General features: G+C 61.1%; 17 protein-coding genes. 14 read left to right on the forward strand and 3 right to left on the reverse strand.

Going from position 1 to position 20,348, the window contains the following annotated elements; all coding sequences use genetic code 11:
• The first annotated feature begins 23 nt into the window (after positions 1–23).
• The 9 genes from HBR94_RS11455 (at position 24) to HBR94_RS11495 (ending at position 9,721) form a co-directional block, all read left to right on the forward strand.
• Positions 24–1,736 (forward strand): caspase family protein, encoded by a 1,713-nt coding sequence (locus tag HBR94_RS11455; protein WP_170044816.1) that lies wholly within the window; start codon positions 24–26, stop codon positions 1,734–1,736.
• A complete protein-coding gene (locus HBR94_RS11460) occupies positions 1,733–2,599 on the forward strand; it encodes an alpha/beta hydrolase (RefSeq protein WP_170044817.1) in 867 nt (288 codons plus the stop codon). The genes HBR94_RS11455 and HBR94_RS11460 overlap by 4 nt, the downstream gene beginning before the upstream one ends.
• 276 nt (positions 2,600–2,875) lie before the next feature.
• Positions 2,876–3,376 (forward strand): sigma-70 family RNA polymerase sigma factor, encoded by a 501-nt coding sequence (locus tag HBR94_RS11465; protein WP_057438495.1) that lies wholly within the window; start codon positions 2,876–2,878, stop codon positions 3,374–3,376.
• 32 nt (positions 3,377–3,408) lie between these two features.
• Positions 3,409–4,377, forward strand: coding sequence for a FecR family protein (locus HBR94_RS11470; protein WP_057438509.1), 969 nt, complete (start codon positions 3,409–3,411; stop codon positions 4,375–4,377).
• Between the two features lie 84 nt (positions 4,378–4,461).
• Positions 4,462–6,864: a TonB-dependent receptor gene (locus HBR94_RS11475; RefSeq protein ID WP_170044818.1), complete on the forward strand. Its 2,403-nt coding sequence runs from the start codon at positions 4,462–4,464 to the stop codon at positions 6,862–6,864.
• Between the two features lie 306 nt (positions 6,865–7,170).
• Positions 7,171–8,013 carry a hypothetical protein gene (locus tag HBR94_RS28645; RefSeq protein WP_233092104.1) on the forward strand — a complete coding sequence of 281 codons (843 nt, stop codon included), beginning with the start codon at positions 7,171–7,173 and terminating at the stop codon, positions 8,011–8,013.
• Positions 8,014–8,360: 347 nt separating this feature from the next.
• Positions 8,361–8,597 (forward strand): hypothetical protein, encoded by a 237-nt coding sequence (locus tag HBR94_RS11485; protein WP_170044810.1) that lies wholly within the window; start codon positions 8,361–8,363, stop codon positions 8,595–8,597.
• Between the two features lie 145 nt (positions 8,598–8,742).
• Positions 8,743–9,117, forward strand: coding sequence for a hypothetical protein (locus HBR94_RS11490; protein WP_170044819.1), 375 nt, complete (start codon positions 8,743–8,745; stop codon positions 9,115–9,117).
• Positions 9,107–9,721 (forward strand): hypothetical protein, encoded by a 615-nt coding sequence (locus HBR94_RS11495; RefSeq protein WP_057438498.1) that lies wholly within the window; start codon positions 9,107–9,109, stop codon positions 9,719–9,721. Before HBR94_RS11490 ends, HBR94_RS11495 begins: the two co-directional genes overlap by 11 nt.
• Before the next feature lie 12 nt (positions 9,722–9,733).
• On the opposite strand, the gene HBR94_RS11500 is transcribed toward HBR94_RS11495, so the two are convergent.
• Together HBR94_RS11500 and HBR94_RS11505 are read right to left on the reverse strand one after the other, a co-directional pair.
• Complete coding sequence (locus tag HBR94_RS11500) at positions 9,734–10,885, reverse strand: MFS transporter (protein WP_057959079.1); 1,152 nt, start codon at positions 10,883–10,885, stop codon at positions 9,734–9,736.
• Between the two features lie 259 nt (positions 10,886–11,144).
• On the reverse strand, positions 11,145–11,807 hold the full coding sequence (locus HBR94_RS11505) for a carboxymuconolactone decarboxylase family protein (protein WP_170044820.1): 663 nt from the start codon (positions 11,805–11,807) through the stop codon (positions 11,145–11,147).
• Positions 11,808–12,024: 217 nt separating this feature from the next.
• Between HBR94_RS11505 and HBR94_RS11510 the strand changes: the two genes are divergently transcribed.
• From HBR94_RS11510 to HBR94_RS11530, 5 genes are all read left to right on the forward strand, one after another.
• Complete coding sequence (locus tag HBR94_RS11510) at positions 12,025–12,996, forward strand: diaminopimelate epimerase (protein ID WP_170044821.1); 972 nt, start codon at positions 12,025–12,027, stop codon at positions 12,994–12,996.
• A gap of 290 nt (positions 12,997–13,286) precedes the next feature.
• Entirely contained in the window at positions 13,287–15,308 is a 2,022-nt protein-coding gene (locus tag HBR94_RS11515; protein ID WP_170044822.1) for a type VI secretion system tip protein VgrG, read from the forward strand.
• Entirely contained in the window at positions 15,308–16,138 is an 831-nt protein-coding gene (locus tag HBR94_RS11520) for a DUF4123 domain-containing protein (protein WP_170044823.1), read from the forward strand. Before HBR94_RS11515 ends, HBR94_RS11520 begins: the two co-directional genes overlap by 1 nt.
• Positions 16,135–16,914, forward strand: coding sequence for a hypothetical protein (locus HBR94_RS11525; RefSeq protein WP_170044824.1), 780 nt, complete (start codon positions 16,135–16,137; stop codon positions 16,912–16,914). Before HBR94_RS11520 ends, HBR94_RS11525 begins: the two co-directional genes overlap by 4 nt.
• 14 nt (positions 16,915–16,928) lie before the next feature.
• Positions 16,929–19,079, forward strand: coding sequence for a lipase family protein (locus HBR94_RS11530; RefSeq protein WP_170044825.1), 2,151 nt, complete (start codon positions 16,929–16,931; stop codon positions 19,077–19,079).
• 9 nt (positions 19,080–19,088) lie between these two features.
• On the opposite strand, the gene codA is transcribed toward HBR94_RS11530, so the two are convergent.
• Positions 19,089–20,324: a cytosine deaminase gene (gene codA, locus HBR94_RS11535; protein ID WP_057438504.1), complete on the reverse strand. Its 1,236-nt coding sequence runs from the start codon at positions 20,322–20,324 to the stop codon at positions 19,089–19,091.
• Positions 20,325–20,348 lie beyond the last annotated feature (24 nt).

Raw genomic sequence — 20,348 nt, forward strand, 5'->3', positions numbered from 1 at the left:
AGTGTCATCATGGAGAGAGACCTATGAAAAAAGCATTAATCGCAATCGGCGTCGACCGCGCCGGCCATTTCCCTGCACTGCGTGGCGCGGCCTCTGGGGCTGAGCAGGTGGGGGAATGGGGTAGGGAGCAAGGTTTCGAGACCACTGTTTTTTCCGATGCTGACGGCAAGGTCGTGGGGCCTGAGGAGATATTCGAGGCGATCAGTAAGATCGTGGAGAGCAGGACGTACTCTCAACTGGTGGTGTTCTTTTCCGGCCATGGTGTATTGAGAGCCCCGGATTGTGAGTTGTGGCTATTGTCCGAGGTGGGCAGGAATCCCAACCATGCCATCAACGTCAATGGCTCGATCAGCCTGGCGCGTCAGTGTGGTATCGAACACGTTGTGATCATTTCGGATGCATGCCGGTCGCTGGCGGGAACCCTTCAGGTGAGCATGGTCGACGGCTACCGGATATTTCCTGCTTATCGCTCTAACAACACGCCCCCGGAAGTGGATGTGTTTTATGCAGCGTTGCCTGGTGACCCCGCGCTGGAGGTACCGGCGGATGATGCCAATGAGCGTCACTGTGGGCTGTTGACCGAATGCATGCTCACTGCTTTGCGCGGCGACGTTCAAACGGTTATCGAAACTGTGATGACCGAGGGCGGTGCGCCGCAGCAAGTGGTTGCTTCGCGTCCACTCAAACAGCATCTGGCACACGCCATTCCCCAAGCAGCGCAAAGAGTTTCCATCGCTCTTTCCCAACGGCCGGAGTCGCGGGTGGAGTCGGCGTTGCCCAAGTTTCTGGCCACGATTGAGCATGGTGCCGGGGGGGCTGCAGCAGAGGGACCTCACTCACCACCCGACTTGACTGAACCTGCCGCTGCGCGGGGAAGCCTGGAGTGGCGTCAGGAGCATTTGATGCGTCCCAGATGGGGCAAGCCTCTTCCCAAGCGGGTATTGAATACCGAGATGCGGCGCCTTGTGGCAGCCATGGATAACCGTGAGACGGGTATGCAGACAGGGTTCCACGTGATTGGCGGCGAGATCGCTCTGATTTGCGAGATTGGGCGGGACCAGAAGACATGGCGCGGGATCGATGGGCCGAGCATTGAGATCCGTGGCGAGGCGGCGCGCACGTTGTACCTGCGCTTTAAGAACGGTACGAGCACTTTGGTGGCCGCCATGCCCGGTTTTGTTGGCACATTGATTGTTGAGGGCGGCCGCATCGTCACGATCAACTACACCCCGTCGGCCATGCGAGACCCCCATAACGACTATGAATATCTGGGAGAGGAACTGGAGATGCGTCGCGCCTATGTGGCCGTAGCCGCGCGCCAGGGCAGCTTTCGTTTGCCCCAGGCAACGCTGGCTTGGGACTCTGCCCGATATCTGCGCCTGCTCAAACGCATGGACCCGACCTTGGGCATTTATGCGGCCTATGCCTACCACCAGGCGGGAGATTTGAACGGCATCAGGAGTATTTACCGCTTTATGCAGGCCGACCGTCAGCTGATTCCTTTTGATGTGGCCATGCTCGCCATGGCGGGCGGCCGGAGGGAGCAGGTTATCTTGGACTACCTGCCCGGCGTGCCAATGCTGTCGCAGGGGTGGTCATTGCTGGGGGAGATGAAGCAATTGATGCCCTCTTTCCTCCTGGAGGCCGGACGCCATCTTGAACCTTCACTGTGGACGACCTTTTCCAAGAAGGGCTCGGCGATACTGGAACGACATTTTTCGGGGTATTTACTGTGAAGCTGGTATTTATCCACGGGCGTGACCAACAGGGAAGCACCCGGGAAACCCTGGAAAAATTGTGGCTGGACTCGCTGTATATCGGCTGGGGGGAGGCAGGTCTTCCACGCCCCGAAGGGCTGTCTGTGACGATGGCGTTTTACGCCGATGAACTGGATGAACTGACGCGCGCCCTCAGCACCCCGCTGGCGCGTGGGGTGCGCCTGCGGGGCGATGAACAGGCGCAGGATGATTTTCGTGGCAGATTTTTGCAGGACATCGCGACCGCCAATGGCGTGACCGACGCGCAGATCCAGGCGTTTCTCGATGAGCACAGCACCGAGAAGGGCCTTGGCAGTTCACCCTGGGTCCAGGCGCTGTTACGTGCAGTGGATCAGCGTACCGCCCTGGGTGAAGCCGCTCTTGATCGGTTCACGCGCGATGTCTATCTCTATCTGACTTACCCCGCCGTGTCGGATCGCATTACCGCCATCGTAAAGGCTGCCATTGCAGATGAGCCTTGTGTGGTGGTGGCACACTCCTTGGGGTCGATTGTTGCGTACCGGGCATTGCAGGAGCTTGGGCGTCGCGCCAATGTGCTGGGGTTGGTGACGGTGGGCTCGCCCCTGGGCCTGAACACCGTGCGCGAGATGCTCACCCCCCCTGCATTGTCGATGCCTGCGGGTGTGCAGCAGTGGTTCAATGCCTATGATCCGGGCGATGCGGTGGCGTTGTATCCACTGGACTCTACCCGCTGGAACATCACACCCGGTATCGAGAACTTCAAGGGCGTGAGTAACCATATGGCCAATCGGCATGGTATTGCGGGCTACCTTGATGATGTAACCGTCGCAACGTGGATGCATCAACGGTTAGTTAAGTGAGCGCAATGTCAACGTTCGTGAAAATCAAAGGTGGGAGCTGTCGAGCCCCTGCGAGGCTGCGATAGCGGTGGATCAGCCAACATCAATGTAAGCAGTGCCGACGCCATCGCAGCCTCGCAGGGGCTCGACAGCTCCCACCGGGTTTACCGGTGTTTGTTGGATTCTCACCAGAACTGATCGGCGTTGGCGGCAATCGCAGCCAGGGCGACGGTCAGTAATTGCTCCCATTAATAGGAAGCATTACTATTCACGCCCCGCCTACCCAGTGCACCGTCGATGACTCCCCAGCCGCCCCGCAGACCAGGCTTTTTCGCGTACTACGAAGAGTTGGTCGGGACCTGGACGCGTCGCTTGCGCAATCGCCAGCAGGCCGAGGACCTGGCCCACGATACGTTTGTGCGGGTATTGGAGTCCAAGTCGGCGCGGGTCGAGCAGCCGCGTGCCTACTTGCACCAGACGGCGCGCAATATTGCGGTGGACGCCTATCGGCGTGCAGACCGGCGCGAAGCACTGGAACTGCAAGGCCTTGACCAGAGTGCGCCGCACAGTGGCGACCCGGAGCATTTCATGCACGCCGTCCAGTTGGCGGACTCCATCGAGCGGGCCCTGGCCGAATTGCCCCTCAACTGCCGCAGGATTTTCATTTGGCAAAAAATCGAAGGCATGACCCAACAGGAAATCGCCGAGCGCCTGGGGCTTTCTAAAAACATGGTGGAAAAGTATATGATCCGCACCCTGCGGCATCTGCGCGAGCGCCTGGATGCGCTGGCCCCATGATCAATGCGCGCTTTGAAACAGGACCTTCCATGATGGATACCCGCGAGTGTGCCTGTGGCAGTGCAACGGTGCGCGATGAGGCGGCGCAGTGGTTTGTGCGTCTGCAGGACCCGCCCCTGAGCGTTGAGGACCAGGGTCTTTTTGACAGTTGGTGTAGGGAACATCCCGCGCACCAGTATGAGTTCGAGGTGCTGCAAGGGCTGTGGAGCGCCGCCGACCTGCTGCCCAAGGTGCGTTTGCAGGCCCTGCTCGATACGCCTGTGCCGCGCAAGCGTCGCGGGGCCGTGGGCTATGCCATGGCGGCCAGCGTGTTGGCGGTGGCCGTCGGCCTTGGGTTGTTCAGTGGCCTGGACCACCCGCGCGGCTATGAGGCGCAATTCAGCACCGGGTTGGGTGAGCGGCGACAGGTGGCGTTGCCGGATGGCTCGCTGATGGACCTCAACAGCCGTAGCGTGGTGGCGGTGCATTACGAAAAGGGCCGGCGTGGGATCGAACTCAAGCAGGGTGAAGCGCTGTTCAGCGTTGAGCACGACACCCACCGGCCTTTTGTGGTGCAGGCCGGGGCAGGGCAGGTGACGGTCACCGGGACCCGGTTTGACGTGCGCCGCGACGATGACCAGACCCGCGTGGTGGTCGAGGCCGGAACGGTCAAGGTGCAAGGGCAGGCTGCCCAGCCAGCGGTCACCCTTACCGCCGGCCTCGGTACCTCGATCGACCGTCAGGGCGCGGTCGCGGCGGCCCGCCCGGTCAACGCCCAGGCACTGCTGGCCTGGCAGACCGGCAAGCTGGTGTTCAACGATGCCAGCCTGGCCGAGGTGGCCCGGGAAGTCTCGCGCTACCGCGAAAAACCCTTGCGGGTCAGCGCTGCCGCCAGCGAGTTGCGCCTGACCAGCGTGTTCAAATCCGATGACACCGATGCCTTGCTCAAGGCCCTGCCGCACATTCTGCCGGTGGCTCTGCGCACGCTGCCCGACGGTAGCCAGGAAATAATTTCACGCTAGGTTCAGGTTTTTTCCGAGTTCTTCGTCTTCTTGTCCAACTGCAACTGGTTTGCATTAACAGCCGCGCTTTCTTGGGATTACGACGTGACAAAACTCGCTGCGAACAACAATAAAACTGCCCGCTGGGCGCCATTGGCCCTGGCCCTGGCCCTGGCGATCAGTACTGCGGCCTATGCCGACGATGCCATCCACATCAAGGCCCAGCCACTGGGGGCGGCACTGAGCCAATTGGGCCAGCAAACCTCACTGCAAGTGTTTTTCAGCCCGCAGATGGTGGCCGGCAAACAAGCCCCGGCCGTCGATGGCAACCTGTCGCCGGAGCAGGCCCTGCGCCAGTTGCTGCAAGGCAGCGGCCTGGACTACCAGATCGACTCGGGCTCGGTGACATTGCATCCCCTCGCCACTGGCACCGGTGAAGCCGGTTCACCCCTGGAACTTGGCGCGACCTCGATCCAGGTGGTGGGCGACTGGCTGGGCGATGCCAACGCCGAAGTGGTGCAGAACCATCCCGGCGCGCGTACCGTGATCCGGCGCGAGGCCATGGTGGAGCAGGGCGCGATGAACGTCGGTGACGTGCTGCGCCGGGTGCCTGGGGTGCAGGTGCAGGAATCCAACGGTACCGGTGGCAGCGATATTTCCCTCAACGTCGGCGTACGCGGTCTGACATCGCGCTTGTCGCCGCGCTCCACAGTGTTGATCGACGGCATTCCTGCGGCGTTCGCACCCTATGGCCAGCCCCAGTTGTCGATGGCACCGATTTCCGCCGGTAACCTGGAGAGCATCGACGTGGTACGCGGCGCCGGTTCCGTGCGGTATGGCCCACAGAACGTCGGCGGCGTGATCAACTTCGTGACCCGGGCGATCCCCGAGACCTTTTCCGGTGAGGTCGGCACCACCCTGCAGACCTCGTCCCATGGCGGCTGGAAACATGTCGACAACGCCTTTATCGGCGGCACCGCAGACAACGGCATTGGCATGGCGCTCCTGTATTCCGGGGTCAATGGCAACGGTTATCGCGACAGCAACAACGGGAACGACATTGACGATGTGATCCTCAAGACCCACTGGGCGCCGACCGATCAAGACGATTTCACCCTCAATTTCCATTACTACGACGCCAGCGCCGATATGCCCGGCGGCCTGACCCAGAAGCAGTTCGACGCCAACCCTTACCAGTCGGTGCGCGACTGGGACAACTTCAGCGGCCGGCGCAAGGATGTGTCCTTCAAGTACATCCGCCAGATCGACGACCGCACCCAGGCCGAAGTGCTGACCTATTATTCCGACAGTTTCCGGGGCAGCAACATCGCCAACCGTGACCTGAAAACCCTCAGCTCCTACCCGCGGACCTACTACACGTTCGGCATCGAGCCACGGGTGTCCCATGTGTTCGAGCTGGGCCCGACCACCCAGGAAGCCAGTATCGGCTATCGCTACTTGAAAGAAGGCATGCACGAGCAGGCCACCAGTCTCAACCTGATCAACAACGTGCCGACGCCGGGTGGCCAGAGTGACGGCCATGTGTACCAGGACCGCACCGGTGGCACCGAGGCCAACGCGTTCTATATTGATGACAAGATCGACGTGGGCAAGTGGACGATTACCCCCGGTATCCGCTTTGAAAGCATTCGCACCCAATGGCATGACCGCCCGGTGGTGGCGCTCAATGGTTCCCGCACCCAGGAGAAGCACCGCGCGATCAAGAACAACGAACCGTTGCCGGCGCTGAGCGTGATGTACCACGTGTCCGATGCCTGGAAGCTGTTCGCCAACTATGAAACATCCTTCGGCAGCCTGCAGTATTTCCAGCTGGGCCAGGGCGGAAATGGCGACCAGACGGCCAACGGCCTGCAACCGGAAAAGGCCAAGACCTACGAGATCGGCACCCGCTACAACGACAACGTCTGGGGCGGCGAAGTGACGCTGTTTTACATCGACTTCTCCGATGAGTTGCAATACGTCAGCAATGACGTGGGCTGGACCAACCTGGGCGCGACCAAACACACGGGTATCGAAGCTTCGGCCCAGTACGACCTGGCCGACCTCGACCCGCGTCTGGAGGGCCTGAGTGCCAATGCCGGCTTTACCTACACCAAGGCGACCGCTGAAGGTGATGTGGCGTTCAAGGGCCGTGACCTGCCGTTGTACTCCCGGCAAGTGGCGACCCTGGGGCTGCGTTATGCCGTCAATCACTGGACCCATAACCTGGACGCGTATGCCCAGTCCGGCCAGCGCGCGCCAGGCACCACCAACACCTATATCACCGAACCGACCGCCGACGGCCAGTACGGGGATATCCCGGGGTATGTTTCCGTCAATGTGCGCAGTGGCTATGACTTCGGCCCGCAACTGTCGAACCTGAAGTTGGGTGTCGGGGTGAAAAACGTGTTTGACCAGCAGCACTTCACCCGTTCCAGCGACAACAACGCCGGGATTTACCTGGGTGAGCCACGCACCTTCTTTGTACAGGCGAGCGTGGGGTTCTGACGGGGATCGTCGCCTGCCGGCGACGATTTTTCTATTGATGGGGGGCGTCGCTGCTGACGCCCTTCCACGCGCTTTTCCTCTTGGCCTTTCTCTTGCTCCTTACGATCCTTCAGCCGAGGTTGAAGGGGACGTTGGCGGGCTTCCTACCTTTTTTAGGCGATTTTCGTCGCTTTCCGGAACCGAACTCCCCCAGTCCGCCACAGACACAATTAGCCCACTGTGCACAGACATCCGGTGATCAATTTATCGCCTGGGTGCTTCGGACGGTGAGGTACATCGTGTCAACAAGCCGCACTGGAGAACATTATGTCGGTACCTGCGTTCAATCAGCCTGTCGTCAATCTACCGAATGACGCCATGCGTCACGAGGCCGAGGCCAACACCACGGGCGCTGCGGCGTCGGCCGCCGGGCCAGCCGCCAAGGGGCCTAGTTTCAGCGGGCCAGAGAGCAAGTCTGGGCCGGTGTTTGCGGCTGCGCAGCCGATGGCACAAGGCGCCGCCGGCGTACAGGCCGATGCTGCCCGGGGGGGCAGGCCCCCGCTCCCTGGGAGCCCGCCGCCAAGGCCGTTCCCGCAGCAACCCGATCCGATCTATTCAAAGCGCAGCCATGATCAGTTGGCCCAGCAACTTCTGGATAATTTCAAGGCGTTCAACGATCCGAAAAACCCGGACTACATTACGCCGCAGGGGTTGAAAGCAAAGGCTGAAACGCCCCTGACAAAGTACCCGCACAAGAATCAGGACATCCGGCTGGCCAGGGAAATCATGAAGCGTCCGGACCTGCTCAAAGCGCTTGACCGTGATGGTCGTACGGGGGGGCTGGATGCTCAGATCAGCCGTCAAAACATCTATGACGTCATCCGCTCTGACAACCCCTTGAAGTACAAGGACGATGAACAACTCGCCAAGGACATGCTGAAGAATTTCAATCAGCTCAAAGGCAGTTTCTGGAGCAAAGACATCAAGGTCGCCGATCTCAATGCCAGGGCCCAGCGCCCGTTGACAGGTAACCCTCATCGGGACCAACTCACCCACCTGGCGAGGGAGGTCTTCAACCGCTCCAACCTGCTGCAACAAATGGACAACGTCGCTAGCCCCGACTATGACGGCAGAATCAGCAAGCGTGGGTTGAAGAAGTTGTCCCATTAAACCGCCGGTATTGCACTGGGAGCACACAACCGGGAAGCGCCGCGAGTCTTTCGCGGTATTTCCCGGTTCGACCAGGGTTGCCAGTCTTGCGGATGAATGCTCTGGCTGGGGCTGCACGTGTCCACTTATCGCCTGCCACTTCGCTGATCAGGAACTGTTTTCAGCGGTTTGCCACATAACGTGTATCTGACGGCCTTTATGACGCCGGCAGTTTCACTCAAAGAGAGGGTGTTGACATGACTTCAACGTCGTTTGGAACTCAAACTCCCGGCCTGCCGCAATCCCTTCTTGCTCCACCTTGCGAAAACACGACGCAGAGACAACTTTTCGATGCCCAGAATCAGGCTATGCCGGGAGGGGAAGGCGCCGAAGCCCAACGGGTAAGGAATTTTTCCGGCCAGTACACCTTCAAGGCCCCGGCGGCGGATGACTTCGCCAAAGGCATGCAGTCCTACCGCGCCACTGCCGCCCCAACCACCACCATGCAGACGCCTGCGGGTACGACGAGCGGGTTGATCAATGCCATAAAAGCCTTGCTGGGCGGTTCTCGATCAGGAGCATTGTCGCCCCGAGAACCTGACTGAGGGCCGCGCCCAGGACTGATCATTGTTTACATACAGACATCGAAATTGATCGGGTGCCCCGGAACCATTGCCGGTGGTTGGCCACATACTTTGCGCTTGCTGGAAACCCACCCTTGCACTGACGGTGGTGGCAGCCGGTCTGAGTATGGATCTAGAAAAGGTGGATATGAACATGGCAATTGACGGTGGGGTACCTCTCCTGCGGCCCGATGTTACGAGCCGCCATGAAGCGATACCGGATGACGCACACCAGAAAGCTCATGCTGCTTCAAGCGAGACCACGCCGCGTGGCTGGCAGGCCGATAATCAACCTTTGCCCAGCACTATCCGCTCTTCGGGATTCCGCCGCCCGTTGCGGTGGGCCACACCCGATGAGGTCATGCTGCATCATCAGGAGCTGAGAAACGCGCCCTCGACGCGTACCCCCAATGTGAACCCCTATACCCAATTGCCGGACCGCCAGTTAGTCAAGGCGCTGGGTGACCATTTTTCCGTGCTGGAAAATTTTCATGAAAAATGAAGGACTGAAACTGTCGTCGCTGCGGCGAATTGCCAGTGCAAAAATGACTGACACACCGGCGCTCAACAACGCCATTCTGCTGGCCAGGGCACTGGTCCAGCGCCCGCGGTTGATCGACGCGATCCTTGACGAAGAGGGGTTTATAACGCGGCAAAGCCTGGAGCGGGCGGTACAGGGTGTGTTTGGCAACAGCGACCCCAATGCCTTCAGTCCGGATCCTTTTCACGCCAAGACCAATGTCGAGTTGGTGCTGGCGTTCAGGGCCGCTTTTGATGAACTGCGTGACAGATCCCGGGACCGCACGGGCTTTTTTGAGAGTGTCGGCTACGTCCAGATCGAACGGCTTGTGTCAATCAGTAAGGATCCGGATGAAACGGACCAGAATGGTGCCGTTATCCGAGACCCTGCCACGGGGCTACCGAAAAAAATGTACAGCGAACAACTGGTGTATATGTCAAAAAACCTGGTGGACCGTCCCAGGCTTTTGAGTTCCCTGGAACGCATCCATTCTGGCTGGCGACGCATTTACGGTAGTCATTACCAGAAGGGATGGCTGAGCAACAAAGACCTTGACGGCTGGCTTGAAAACACTAGAGACCTGTAGCGTCTTGGGGCCTTACACCCGCAGTATTTTGCCGCTGATCGCCACCGCCAACAGCAGCACGGCGATCAACACAAAGGCCACGCTCAGGCTGCTGCCGTGGGCGATAAAACCAATCAGCGCGGGGCCTGCGAGAATACCGGCATATCCCAGGGTGGTAATGGCGGGCACCGCAATGTGCTCCGGCATGACCGTTTGCTTGCCCACCGCGGTGTACAGCACCGGCACGATATTCGAACAGCCGGCACCGACCAGGGCATAACCCAGCAGGGCGGTTTCCCATGCCGGGAGCAGGGTGGCCAGCAGCATGCCGGCGGTGGCCAGCAAACCACCGATCACGATCACCCGTTTGGCACCCAGGCGGCGCACAATGGCATCGCCGGTCAGGCGGCCGAGGGTCATGGTCAAGGCAAACGCCGCATAACCCAGGCCCGCGTAGGCTTCGTCGAGGCCGCGTTCGTCGCTGAGAAACACCGCGCTCCAATCGAGCACGGCACCCTCTGCCAGGAATACGATAAAACACAGGCAGCCGATAAACAGCACCACCCCGTGGGGGATGGCGAAGGCCGGGCCGGAGCTTTCGCTGCCGTACGGCAACAAGTGCGGGGCCGCCTTGAGCAAGGCGCCCAGGGTAATCACGATAACCACCAGGGTGGCCGAAAGCGGTGACAGCCCCAGGCCGAGCAGCGCACTGACACCTGCCGCCCCCACAATCCCCCCCAGGCTGAACAGCCCATGGAAGCCCGACATCATGGTTTTGCCACTGGCCCGCTCAACAATCACTGCCTGCAGGTTGACGGTGGAGTCCACCGTGCCCAGGCCTGCACCAAACAGAAACAATCCGGCCATCAGCAAGGGTATCGAGCTGACCGTGGCCAGCATCGGCAAGGCCACGCAGAGCAGCAGCGTCCCGGCGCTCAACACCCGGCGGCAGCCGAAGCGTGACGCCAGCGCGCCGGCCATTGGCATGGCAATGATCGACCCCACTCCCAGGCACAACAGCAACAGGCCCAGGGTGCCTTCGTTGAGCTGCGCGCGGGCCTTGGCATAGGGGACCAACGGTGCCCAGGCCGCGATGCCGAAGCCGGCAATAAAAAACGCGATACGGGTCGACATTTGTTCCAGGCGTCCCGGAACCACAGGCGCCTGGGGGGTGATGGCAGTCATGAATATCCTTGGTTTTGCGTTCAGCGAACGATGTCCAGCGCGACATCCTTGCACATCAGGCCCTATCGAGCGAGCCAGGTTCCCTTGCGGGCCGCGAAGTTTTTACTGACAACACGGAACACTTTTACCGTTGATCACCACACAGAGGTTATCGGGCCTGCTTGAGGTGGTCTGGAGGGTGCGTAATCCCTGTGAGTAGCGTTGAACCCCAGGCTGCTTGCACAGGATTACCACCTTCCAGGCCACTTCTGCACGTGGGTCAGTTGGGGGTTGGGAGATATGCCCTGATTTGCACCACGTCGGCGCCAGCGACCCGCACCAGGAGGGTGCCACGGGGCGTGGTTTCCTGGCCGATGTAACTCTCTACAAGCACCCGATCCGCAGCCGTGGCGTGCAGCGATAGCTTATGGGGTTTGCGCAGCAGCTTTCGAGCCTGGGCGTCCACCGGGAATGACGGCTGGCCCCGGCGCACACTGTCGCAAAACGCTAGTGCCACGGCCCGTGGCGGCGGTGGTGGCGGCGAGGGCAGGTTGGCTGCGGTGAACAGCAGGTTGAGCTGCTCGGCGGTGGCGACGGCACGGGGGAAACCGGTAAAGGCCGAGGCCACCAGCAGCAGTTCAGTCAGCTCCCCAGGCGCCAGGCCTTGGGCCAGGCTGGTCTTGAAATGCACGCTCAACGGCGGGCCGCCCATACCGGCGGCGACGATCGCGGCAAAGATCGCTGCTTCCTGCAAGCGCGGATCAAGGCCCGGGCGCTCGTGCAGATAGCCGTACACCACACCGACCGCCAACTCGCCCAGGGCCGGCGCGGTATGGAACAACGCATCCAGGCGTGCGCCGCCATCCGGTACCCGCTCAATGAATGTTTTGCGGCCGGCGCGGTAAAGCGTTTCAACGGGGCTCTGCGGGGCAAGTGTCTTCATGGTGCATCCTCCAGGAAAATGAGGACGGCGTTTGCTCGACTGCGCACGGACTTCGGCCTGATGAAAACGTCCATCCAGGGACACAGGAGTGTAGGGCGCGCTGTTTTTTTTGCCATGCTCGCTGCGCTCGCTGTTGGTGTCCTACGCTGAGATCGCCCACAATCGCCAGGCACTTTTCCCATGGCTGACCATCGGCGGATGCTGAGGTGATCTCACAATGACCCTGTTCTACGACGCTCGCGGCAATATCTACGGTGTGGCCAGCCCGGCCCTGTTGCGCAGCCGGGGCATTGCCGTGCCCGATAACGCTGCCCTGGCCGCCAGCACTCGCCAGGCGTGGACGGGGCTGGCGATAGCGTCCGAATGTGGCTGGGGGACGTCGCCGCGCCCAGCCGAGGCCAAGGCCTATCGCTGCGACGGTTTGCTGGTCGGGCCGTTCCAGGCTGCACCGCCGTATGACCTGCTGATCGTCAATACCGATGGTTCCCTGGCCGAGCGCAGCGGCAATGGCTTGACGATCTTTGCCCAGGCCCTGACGGACGCGGGGCTGATGACCCAGGCCTGCGAGCTGCGGGTACACCACGATCAACCTGATGGGGTGACGCCGCTGGTGACCGGGGTCGAACCGGCGGTCTATGGGCAGATCCATGGGTTCTGGCTGGCACTGGGGCAGCCAGCATTCGGGCCGCAGGCAGTGGCAGCGATGGGGCCGGAAAGCGCCGAGCCTGGCCCAGTGAATGAGCTGGCTGCGATCAACCCGCAATGGACCCGCAGCCAATTTGTGCGTATCGGCAACCCCCATTGCGTGACCTTGGTCGAACACGTATCGGCCTTGCCGGACAATCGGCAGATGCACCAACCTGATCTGTTCGAGCCGTTGAAAGCGATTGCCTTCGCTCCTCCCGCAGGTGATGGCCGGCCCTGTGCGGCCGGGGTCAACCTGCAATGGGCAGCGCGAGACTCTGCCAATCGGCTGATTGCCCGGGTGTTCGAGCGCGGTGAGGGGCCCACGGCATCCTCCGGGACCAGTGCCAGCGCAGTGGCCTGTGCGGCATGGCGGGCGGGTTGGGTCGAGGCGGGAGAGGTGGCCGTGGTGATGCCGGGCGGTACGGCGCCAGTACGCTTGCACGTTCAGGCAGATGCGCTGCTGGGTGTCAGCCTGTTCGGGACCGCGATGCTTCAAGGCTGAGGTACGTGATGGCTTAACTAAGTGTCAGTTGTTTCTTTATTGTTTAGTTATTGTTTGAAGCGTCGCGTAAGGAAGTTCCTGCTGTTAGGGCTTGCTTTGTTTTGAGGATTTCTCATCTTGTAAAAGAGACTTCCATTGTGTCCGTACGAAACTTCTTTTTTATTTTCAAAGCGCCGAATTCTCGTGGATCTCGCTAATCTTTAGAGCGTTCAGGCACTTCTTTGGCCGCAGGTTTTTTGTTTGGCGGGAGGGAGTATTTCAGTCAGATAGTGGATGGCGGGTAACAACGGATGGTGAGTGCGTTTGTTTCGTCACGTTTCAACTTTATTGTTCAAGGCATGGAGACAGACTTCCAAGTACTGGCATTCAAAGGCCGCGAAGCCCTTGACCAGCCCTACTTCATCGAAGTGCAACTGGTCAGCGAAAACCCCGGCCTTGACCTTGAAGCATTGCTGCACCAGCCGGCCTATCTGGGCTTCGGTGAAATGGGCGAAGGTTTGCACGGGCAGGTGTATGCCGTCGGTCGCGATGACCCCGGTGGCCGGCTCACTCGTTATCGCCTGACCCTGGCGCCGCGCCTGGCGTGGCTGGAACATCGGCGCGACCAGCGCATCTTTCAACAACGCAGCGTGCCGCAGATCATCGCGGCCGTGCTCGAGCACCATGGCATCCTGGCCGACGCGTATGCCTTCGAGTTGGGGCCGGTGGTCTATCCGCCCCGCACGTTCTGTGTGCAATACGCGGAAACCGACCTGCATTTCCTCCAGAGGCTGTGTGAGGAGGAGGGGATTCACTACCACTTTCGCCACAGCCCGGACGCCCATGTATTGGTTTTTGGGGATGACCAGACGGTGTTCCGTCGCTTGCCTGCACAGTTTTATCGCCCTGCCAGCGGGCCGGCCGCCGAGGCACGGGTGATCCAGCGTTTCGATGTGCGTCTGGCGACGCGCAGCCGCCAGGCAGTGCGCCGTGATCACGACTTCGAGCATCCTTCACGGCGTTTGCAGGAACACGCCGGGGCTGCATCGGTGCTGCCTCTTGAGGACTACCATTACCCCGCCGGGTTTACCGGCCATGCGCGGGGGGTGCAATTGGCGCGTCGCAGCCTGGAGCGCCATCAGCGCGACCGTCACCGGGCCTTGGGCAAGAGTGATCAACCGGCGTTGTGCAGTGGTCATTTCCTGCCGTTGCACGATCACCCGCAGCCTGCCTGCAATGACTTGTGGCTGCTTACGTCGGTGCGTCACGAGGGGTATCAACCCCAGGCGCTGGAGGAGGCGATGCCCGCTGGCGACAGGTTCCAGGGCTATCGCAACCGCTTCAACGCTACGCCCTGGCGTGCGATCCACCGCCCGGCGCTCAAGCATCCCAAGCCAACCATTACCGGCAGCCAGACAGCCACTGTGACGGGCCCGGTGGGCGAGGAGGTGCATTGCGATGCCTACGGCCGGGTGAAGGTGCGTTTTCACTGGGATCGCCTGGACAAGGCCAGTGATAAAAGCAGTTGTTGGGTACGGGTGGCTTCCGGCTGGGCGGGCGACGGTTTTGGCGCGATCATGACGCCCCGGGTCGGCATGGAAGTGCTGGTGACCTTCCTGGAGGGCGACCCGGACCGGCCATTGATCAACGGTTGCCTGCCCAATGCGCGGCATATGCCGCCTTATCCACTGCCGCAACACAAAACCTGCAGTGTATTGCGCAGCCGCAGTTCCCCCGGTGGTGCGGGCGGCAATGAACTGCACCTGGAGGACCGCCTGGGTGAAGAGCTTATCTACCTACGGGCCCAGCGGGACTGGCAGCAGCAGGTAGGGCGTGACAGCCACCTGGAAGTCGGCGGGGAGCGGCGGGAAACCATTCGCGGCCCGAGCACGGTGCGACTGGAAAGCGCCGAACAGCGACATGTCAGTGGTGATCGCAAGGTGGTCCTGGGTGCGAGCGATCACCTCCAGGTGCAGGGCGATAGCCTGGCCTATATCGGCCAGGCCCTGGTGATCGAGGCAGGGCAACAGGTTCATCTCAAGGCGGGTGCCAGCCTGGTGATCGACGCTGGCGCGCAGTTGAGCCTCAAGGCCGGAGGCGAGCACGTACTGATCCAGGCCGGTGGGATCTTCAGCAGTCGCCCGATTACCCTGGGTGGCCAACCGGCCGTTGCGCGCTCGGCCAACCCTGCGGGTGCGGCCGTCAGCGGTGCGGAAATTTCAGCGGCCCAGGCTGTCGTCATGAGCATGGCCCGGCAACTGGATGCGGACTTCTGCCCGGTATGTGAACGCTGCCGCGAAGGCGTGTGCGACATCCGCGGGAGGGCGGCCTGATGCTGCGTACACCAGGTCAATGGATGACCCAACAGCAGCAGGCAGGACGCCGGCTGTGTTTGATTCTTGAGGGAAACAGCAACGCCCGTCAGCCGCTGATGGCGCCTCGCAACCTGGGGCAATGTTGCAGCCTTTACGGTGGCAGTGCAGTGGCGGCACTGGCGGCTGACGGGCCGGTGATCCTGCTGGTGGAGCAGTTCGATGAGCCTGCGCTTGTGGGGTTGCTCGAGCACCCTGAGATGAACTGGGGCTGGCTGGGCAGCTTGCCCGACGCGGACCTGGGCGATGTCATCGAGCATTGGCAGGCGCGGATGCTGGTGGGGCCACCGGGCAATCAGGCGCTGTACCGTTTCCACGACAACCGCACCCTGGGGCGTGCGCTGGCCAGCGTGCCGGTAGCGCAATGGCCGGCCTATCTCGGGCCACTGATCAGCGTCTGCTACTGGCACGAAGAGCAATGGTGCTGCGCCAACAACCCAGCGCCCGGAAAGTACCCGATACCCGACTCCGCTCCTTGGCTCAACATCCCTAACCCCCAGGCCTCGGCCATTTTGCAGGCGAATATCCTGCGCTACCTGCTGGCCGAACACAGCGAAAGCCTTGCGGCGTTGGTCGAGTTCCAGGATCCAGGGGGATGGCTGGCCCAGGTACTGGACGAGGCCCGCAGTTGGCAATGGTACGGCGCTCTGCAACTGGAGTTTTTGGTGGTGCGGCGTTTGGCAGAGGCAACCGGGCCCAGGGTGATTCAGTGGCAGCCGCTGAAGGGGGAGGCGCCGGAGGAACACTTCAGGCGGGTGGCTGAGCAGTGGCGCACGTTGGGGCAAGCATGAGTAACCAGGCGTGTGGAGTTCTGCTGGTGCTGGGTATGGCCTGGACATCGGGGTGTGCGGTGGTGCCCGTTGATCGCTTTACCTTGGAGGTGGATTTGCCAGCCAATTTCCGCGTTAAAAGCGCCGCTAACTACAGCCCCGCAGCAGGTGAACGTTGCACCTTGCCTTGGCGTCGAGGCAAAAGGCCCGAGCGGAAGATTTTTAGTGTTCCCTACAGCCCGGTAGCCAGCCGCGTGACCCAGGCGCTGCCCCTGACTGAAACAGTCGAGGGCTGCCCGTTGGTATTGCGCAGCGTGGAGTTTGATTTTTATGCGCGGTGGGGCGCGCGCGATACGGATGTTGGCGGAGATATTGCGGCTATCCATATTCAGGATCGTTTAGACGCGGATGGGCCGGGGAGGCCTGAGTCGGGGGTGCTGGAGTTGCAAGCACGATGCAGGTGGTTCTTTCGCACAGTGGGGCCGGTGCATGCGATCAGGAAAATCCTCATGTGCAGATCAGTGGACGCAAATGGGCTTTCAAGTAAAGCGTCGGCAGGCGGCGCTGTGCAACGAGATCGACTGGCGGGGCAAAAACTCAGGCTGGTGTTGAACCTGTCTGACGAAGAGCTACCTGCCTTTGACGATAACTGGGTAGCTGTTCCAAACGGCTGGAGGCGGTGCCAGGGTGAGAGTTTCGAAGATATGTTCGCGTACTGCCGGGGCAATACGATCGACTTCAAACCTATAAAAATGCCTGATGGACGTATCTGTGATGTTTATCCAACGTGTAACTAACAGGGAGTGAAGTCATGGAGTTGGAGGCATGGAAGCAGGAGTTTTTCAGTGACAAGATGCCGGCGTGCCCACGGCGAGGGCACTGGGTGAGTTTTTGTTTGATCGATGAAACCGGCAATGGCAAGAATTATGGGGGGCTGCCGTACTCGTTCCATGACAGTGCCGGGCAACAATACAGCGGTAGATTGAATGGAGAGGGCTTCGCCAAAATAACGGATTTTTATTGTGGTCCTGTGGTGCTTACGTTGGATGAGCCCTATGCCGGGACAGAAGCACCGTATCACCGACTGGCGACGCGCCTGACTTACAAACTACCCATCACCGAACTTCAGGTTCGCGCCGAACGCAGCGAGTTTTCTACCGGGGATGGCCAGCGTCTCGAGGGTAACCCAGCAAGACGACAAGCCGATCGGTTCTACCAAGTCGAAGTGCGCGATCTGGTTCGCCATGTTGCCCACCTGCCACCGCTGGCGCCACGGTCTCACGGCCCCCAGCCACATGCCCTGAAAATGATGGCCGACCTTGGGTTTGGCCCACCCCAGCCCGAGTTGTCGGGCGTGGTGCTGTTCCCCAACCAGCACACGGCGCTGGAAGTCCGACCCTTGCGGGCACTGCGCCCGATGCTGTCGAGGGACGACGAATTCTGTGCCTTGAACCTGTACCAACTGGCATTGATGGCGACCTTGAGTTACTGCCGTTTTGGCCAGGAGCCGGCCACTCACCCGCAAGATGAAGTCCATTTTCCTCTGGACCCCAGCATCGGCCATCTGTTTGCTGAAAAACTCGCGGGGTATCAGCAGGCCTGGAGGGTTGATGCCGAGCAAGTCCGGCGTTTTTACCCGCTGTATGAGGATGTCCCATACTCGCGGCGTTTCGAGATCCTGCCCTTCGACCCTCAGTTGTATCCGCAGAACAGTCCGCAGCTGGAGGCGAGGCAGGAGCATCCGGCACGCCTGCATTTTTTCGATGACGAAGAGCAGGGTACGGATACCCAGGCCTTTATCAGCCATCACGATGAAGTGGTGCTGATTGCGGTGCGGGGCACGGCCAGTGCGGCGGATGGCCTGCGTGACGCGAATGCCCACCAGGTACCTTTCGCGGACGGCATCGGTAAGGTCCATGAAGGCTTTTACCAGGCGTACCGTGCCTTGCGTGACTTTGTATTGCGCTATCTGGATCAGTTCTACAGCGGCCAACGCATCGTGATTTGTGGCCACAGCCTGGGTGGGGCCATCGCTTTGTTGCTGGCCGAGGGACTGCGCCGGGTCAAGGATGCCGGCTACAACGTGCTGCTGTACACCTACGGTGCCCCGCGCGCCGCCGATGCTGAATTCACAGGGGGAGCGGCTGCCCTGGTTCACCATCGTATCGTCAACCACAATGATCCGGTCCCCAGCGTGCCGGCGACCTGGATGAACACCACGGCCAAGCTATGGGTGCCGGGCGCCGTGACCTTATTCGGCGCGCCCGCGCCGGGAGGCTTGTTGTTTGCTGCGGGGCTGGTGCGGCTCGGTGGCCAGCCCTATCGGCATCACGGCGAGCAGCAACACTTCATGCCGATCATCCTGGCGGACGGCACACAGTCCTCGGTGCTGTGGCAGCCCGGTTGTGCGTCGGTGCAGGAGGCGGCTTGTAATCGCGCTTTGCGTTTGCACGGCGATATGCCCGAGCGTGACAACCTGCTCAAGCAACTGTTCCAGGCCAGCCAGCACTTCATGGTTGCTAGCTACGTGCCGGCGGCGTGGGCCACGTTACGCCGCTGGCAACAGACACTGGAGAACAGCGGCTCCCTGGTGACGGCACGGGAATACGCATTGATCGACCACGCGCTGAGCACCCTGCGCCGACAACTGCAGGACAAGCAGCTCGAGCTGCACCGTCGCAGCCCGGCGAATGGACGCGGCCATGAGCATTACGATGCCTTGACCGCTGAAATCGATCGATTGCAAACCAGTCGCCAGCGCCTGGAAAGCCTGCGCTGGCGCCGCGTGGAAGGGCGCGATGTATACGGCAGTCACGCTTCATCCTCAAACCTGCAACCCAGCCTGGCTCGTTGGTTCAGCCACCCGGAAAACCATGAGTTGCCCCAGGTGGCAAGCATCCCGCCGGCCTTCGAGGGCGATCGGGACAAGGGCCAGACACTGGACCTGGACTCGATCGTTTAGCCTCGCGGGTTACAAAAATGTCACCTGCGCTGGCTGGCGTTTCATCAACACTTTGCCGTTGCGGATCGAATACAGCGCCAGGCCCTGGCTGCGAATGACTTCATAGTCGCTGTTTGCCGACAGGATCAGCAGGTTCGCCGGTCGCCCGGGCTCCAGGCCGTAGCGGTCGCCCAGGGCCATGGCTTTGGCGCTGTTGTCGGTGACCAGGTCCAAGGCCCTTTGCAGGTTGCTGTAGCCGAGCATATGGCAGATATGCAGCCCGGCCTCGAGCACCCGCAGGATATTGCCGTTGCCCAGTGGGTACCAGGGATCGACGATGGAGTCCTGGCCAAAGCAGACGTTCATGCCGGCCTCCAACAGTTCGTTGACCCGGGTCACACCCCGGCGTTTCGGGAAGTTGTCGAAGCGGCCTTGCAGGTGAATGCTTTCGGTGGGGCAGGAAACAAAACTGATGCCCGAGTGGCCCAGCAGGCGGAACAGCTTGGCGCAGTAGGCATTGTCGTAGGAACCCATGGCCGTGGTGTGGCTGGCGGTGACCCGGCTGCCCATATCGCGACTGCGGGCTTCTTCGGCCAGCACTTCGAGGAAGCGCGAGTGCGGGTCGTCGGTTTCATCGCAATGCACGTCGACCAGGCAGCCGGTGCGTTCGGCCAGGTCCATAAGGAACTTGACCGAGCTGACCCCTTGGTCGCGGGTGTACTCGAAATGGGGAATACCGCCCACTACATCGGCGCCCAGGCGAATGGCTTCTTCCATCAGTTCGCGGCCATTGCGGTAGGACTCGATGCCTTCCTGGGGAAACGCCACGATCTGCAGGTCGATCAGGTGGCCGCTCTCCTGGCGGACTTCGAGCATGGCCTTGAGTGCGGTCAAGTCCGGGTCGGTGACGTCCACGTGGGTGCGCACATGCTGGATACCATGGGCCGCCAGGGCCTGGATGGTCTGCTTGGCGCGGGTCTTGGTGTCCTCCTGGGTGATGGTGGCCTTGCGCTCGCCCCAGCATTCGATCCCTTCAAACAGCGTCCCGCTCATATTCCAGCGCGGCTCGCCGGCGGTGAGGGTGGCGTCGAGGTGGATATGCGGCTCGACAAATGGCGGTACCACCAGGTTGCCAGCGGCGTCCAAGTCGTCCGGCCCCAGGGTCGGCGCGGCGGTTTGTGGGGTAATGCTGGCGATCCGGCCATGTTCCAGGTGCAGATCATGCAGGCCTTCACGGTTGCGCAGGCGGGCGTTGATGATATGCATGGGCAAGTTCCTCTTGGGCAAAAA

Source organism: Pseudomonas sp. WS 5412 (assembly GCF_012985615.1).
Lineage (GTDB): Bacteria > Pseudomonadota > Gammaproteobacteria > Pseudomonadales > Pseudomonadaceae > Aquipseudomonas > Aquipseudomonas shahriarae.

Bases quoted from the DNA above. Each gene is read 5' to 3' on its own strand.
- HBR94_RS11455 (WP_170044816.1), top strand. From the start codon at position 24: ATGAAAAAAGCATTAATCGCAATCGGCGTCGACCGCGCCGGCCATTTC.
- HBR94_RS11465 (WP_057438495.1), top strand. From the start codon at position 2,876: ATGACTCCCCAGCCGCCCCGCAGACCAGGCTTTTTCGCGTACTACGAA.
- HBR94_RS11470 (WP_057438509.1), top strand. From the start codon at position 3,409: ATGGATACCCGCGAGTGTGCCTGTGGCAGTGCAACGGTGCGCGATGAG.
- HBR94_RS28645 (WP_233092104.1), top strand. From the start codon at position 7,171: ATGTCGGTACCTGCGTTCAATCAGCCTGTCGTCAATCTACCGAATGAC.
- HBR94_RS11485 (WP_170044810.1), top strand. From the start codon at position 8,361: ATGCCGGGAGGGGAAGGCGCCGAAGCCCAACGGGTAAGGAATTTTTCC.
- HBR94_RS11490 (WP_170044819.1), top strand. From the start codon at position 8,743: ATGGATCTAGAAAAGGTGGATATGAACATGGCAATTGACGGTGGGGTA.
- HBR94_RS11495 (WP_057438498.1), top strand. From the start codon at position 9,107: ATGAAAAATGAAGGACTGAAACTGTCGTCGCTGCGGCGAATTGCCAGT.
- HBR94_RS11500 (WP_057959079.1), bottom strand. From the start codon at position 10,885: ATGACTGCCATCACCCCCCAGGCGCCTGTGGTTCCGGGACGCCTGGAA.
- HBR94_RS11505 (WP_170044820.1), bottom strand. From the start codon at position 11,807: ATGAAGACACTTGCCCCGCAGAGCCCCGTTGAAACGCTTTACCGCGCC.
- HBR94_RS11510 (WP_170044821.1), top strand. From the start codon at position 12,025: ATGACCCTGTTCTACGACGCTCGCGGCAATATCTACGGTGTGGCCAGC.
- HBR94_RS11515 (WP_170044822.1), top strand. From the start codon at position 13,287: ATGGTGAGTGCGTTTGTTTCGTCACGTTTCAACTTTATTGTTCAAGGC.
- HBR94_RS11520 (WP_170044823.1), top strand. From the start codon at position 15,308: ATGCTGCGTACACCAGGTCAATGGATGACCCAACAGCAGCAGGCAGGA.
- HBR94_RS11525 (WP_170044824.1), top strand. From the start codon at position 16,135: ATGAGTAACCAGGCGTGTGGAGTTCTGCTGGTGCTGGGTATGGCCTGG.
- HBR94_RS11530 (WP_170044825.1), top strand. From the start codon at position 16,929: ATGGAGTTGGAGGCATGGAAGCAGGAGTTTTTCAGTGACAAGATGCCG.
- codA (WP_057438504.1), bottom strand. From the start codon at position 20,324: ATGCATATCATCAACGCCCGCCTGCGCAACCGTGAAGGCCTGCATGAT.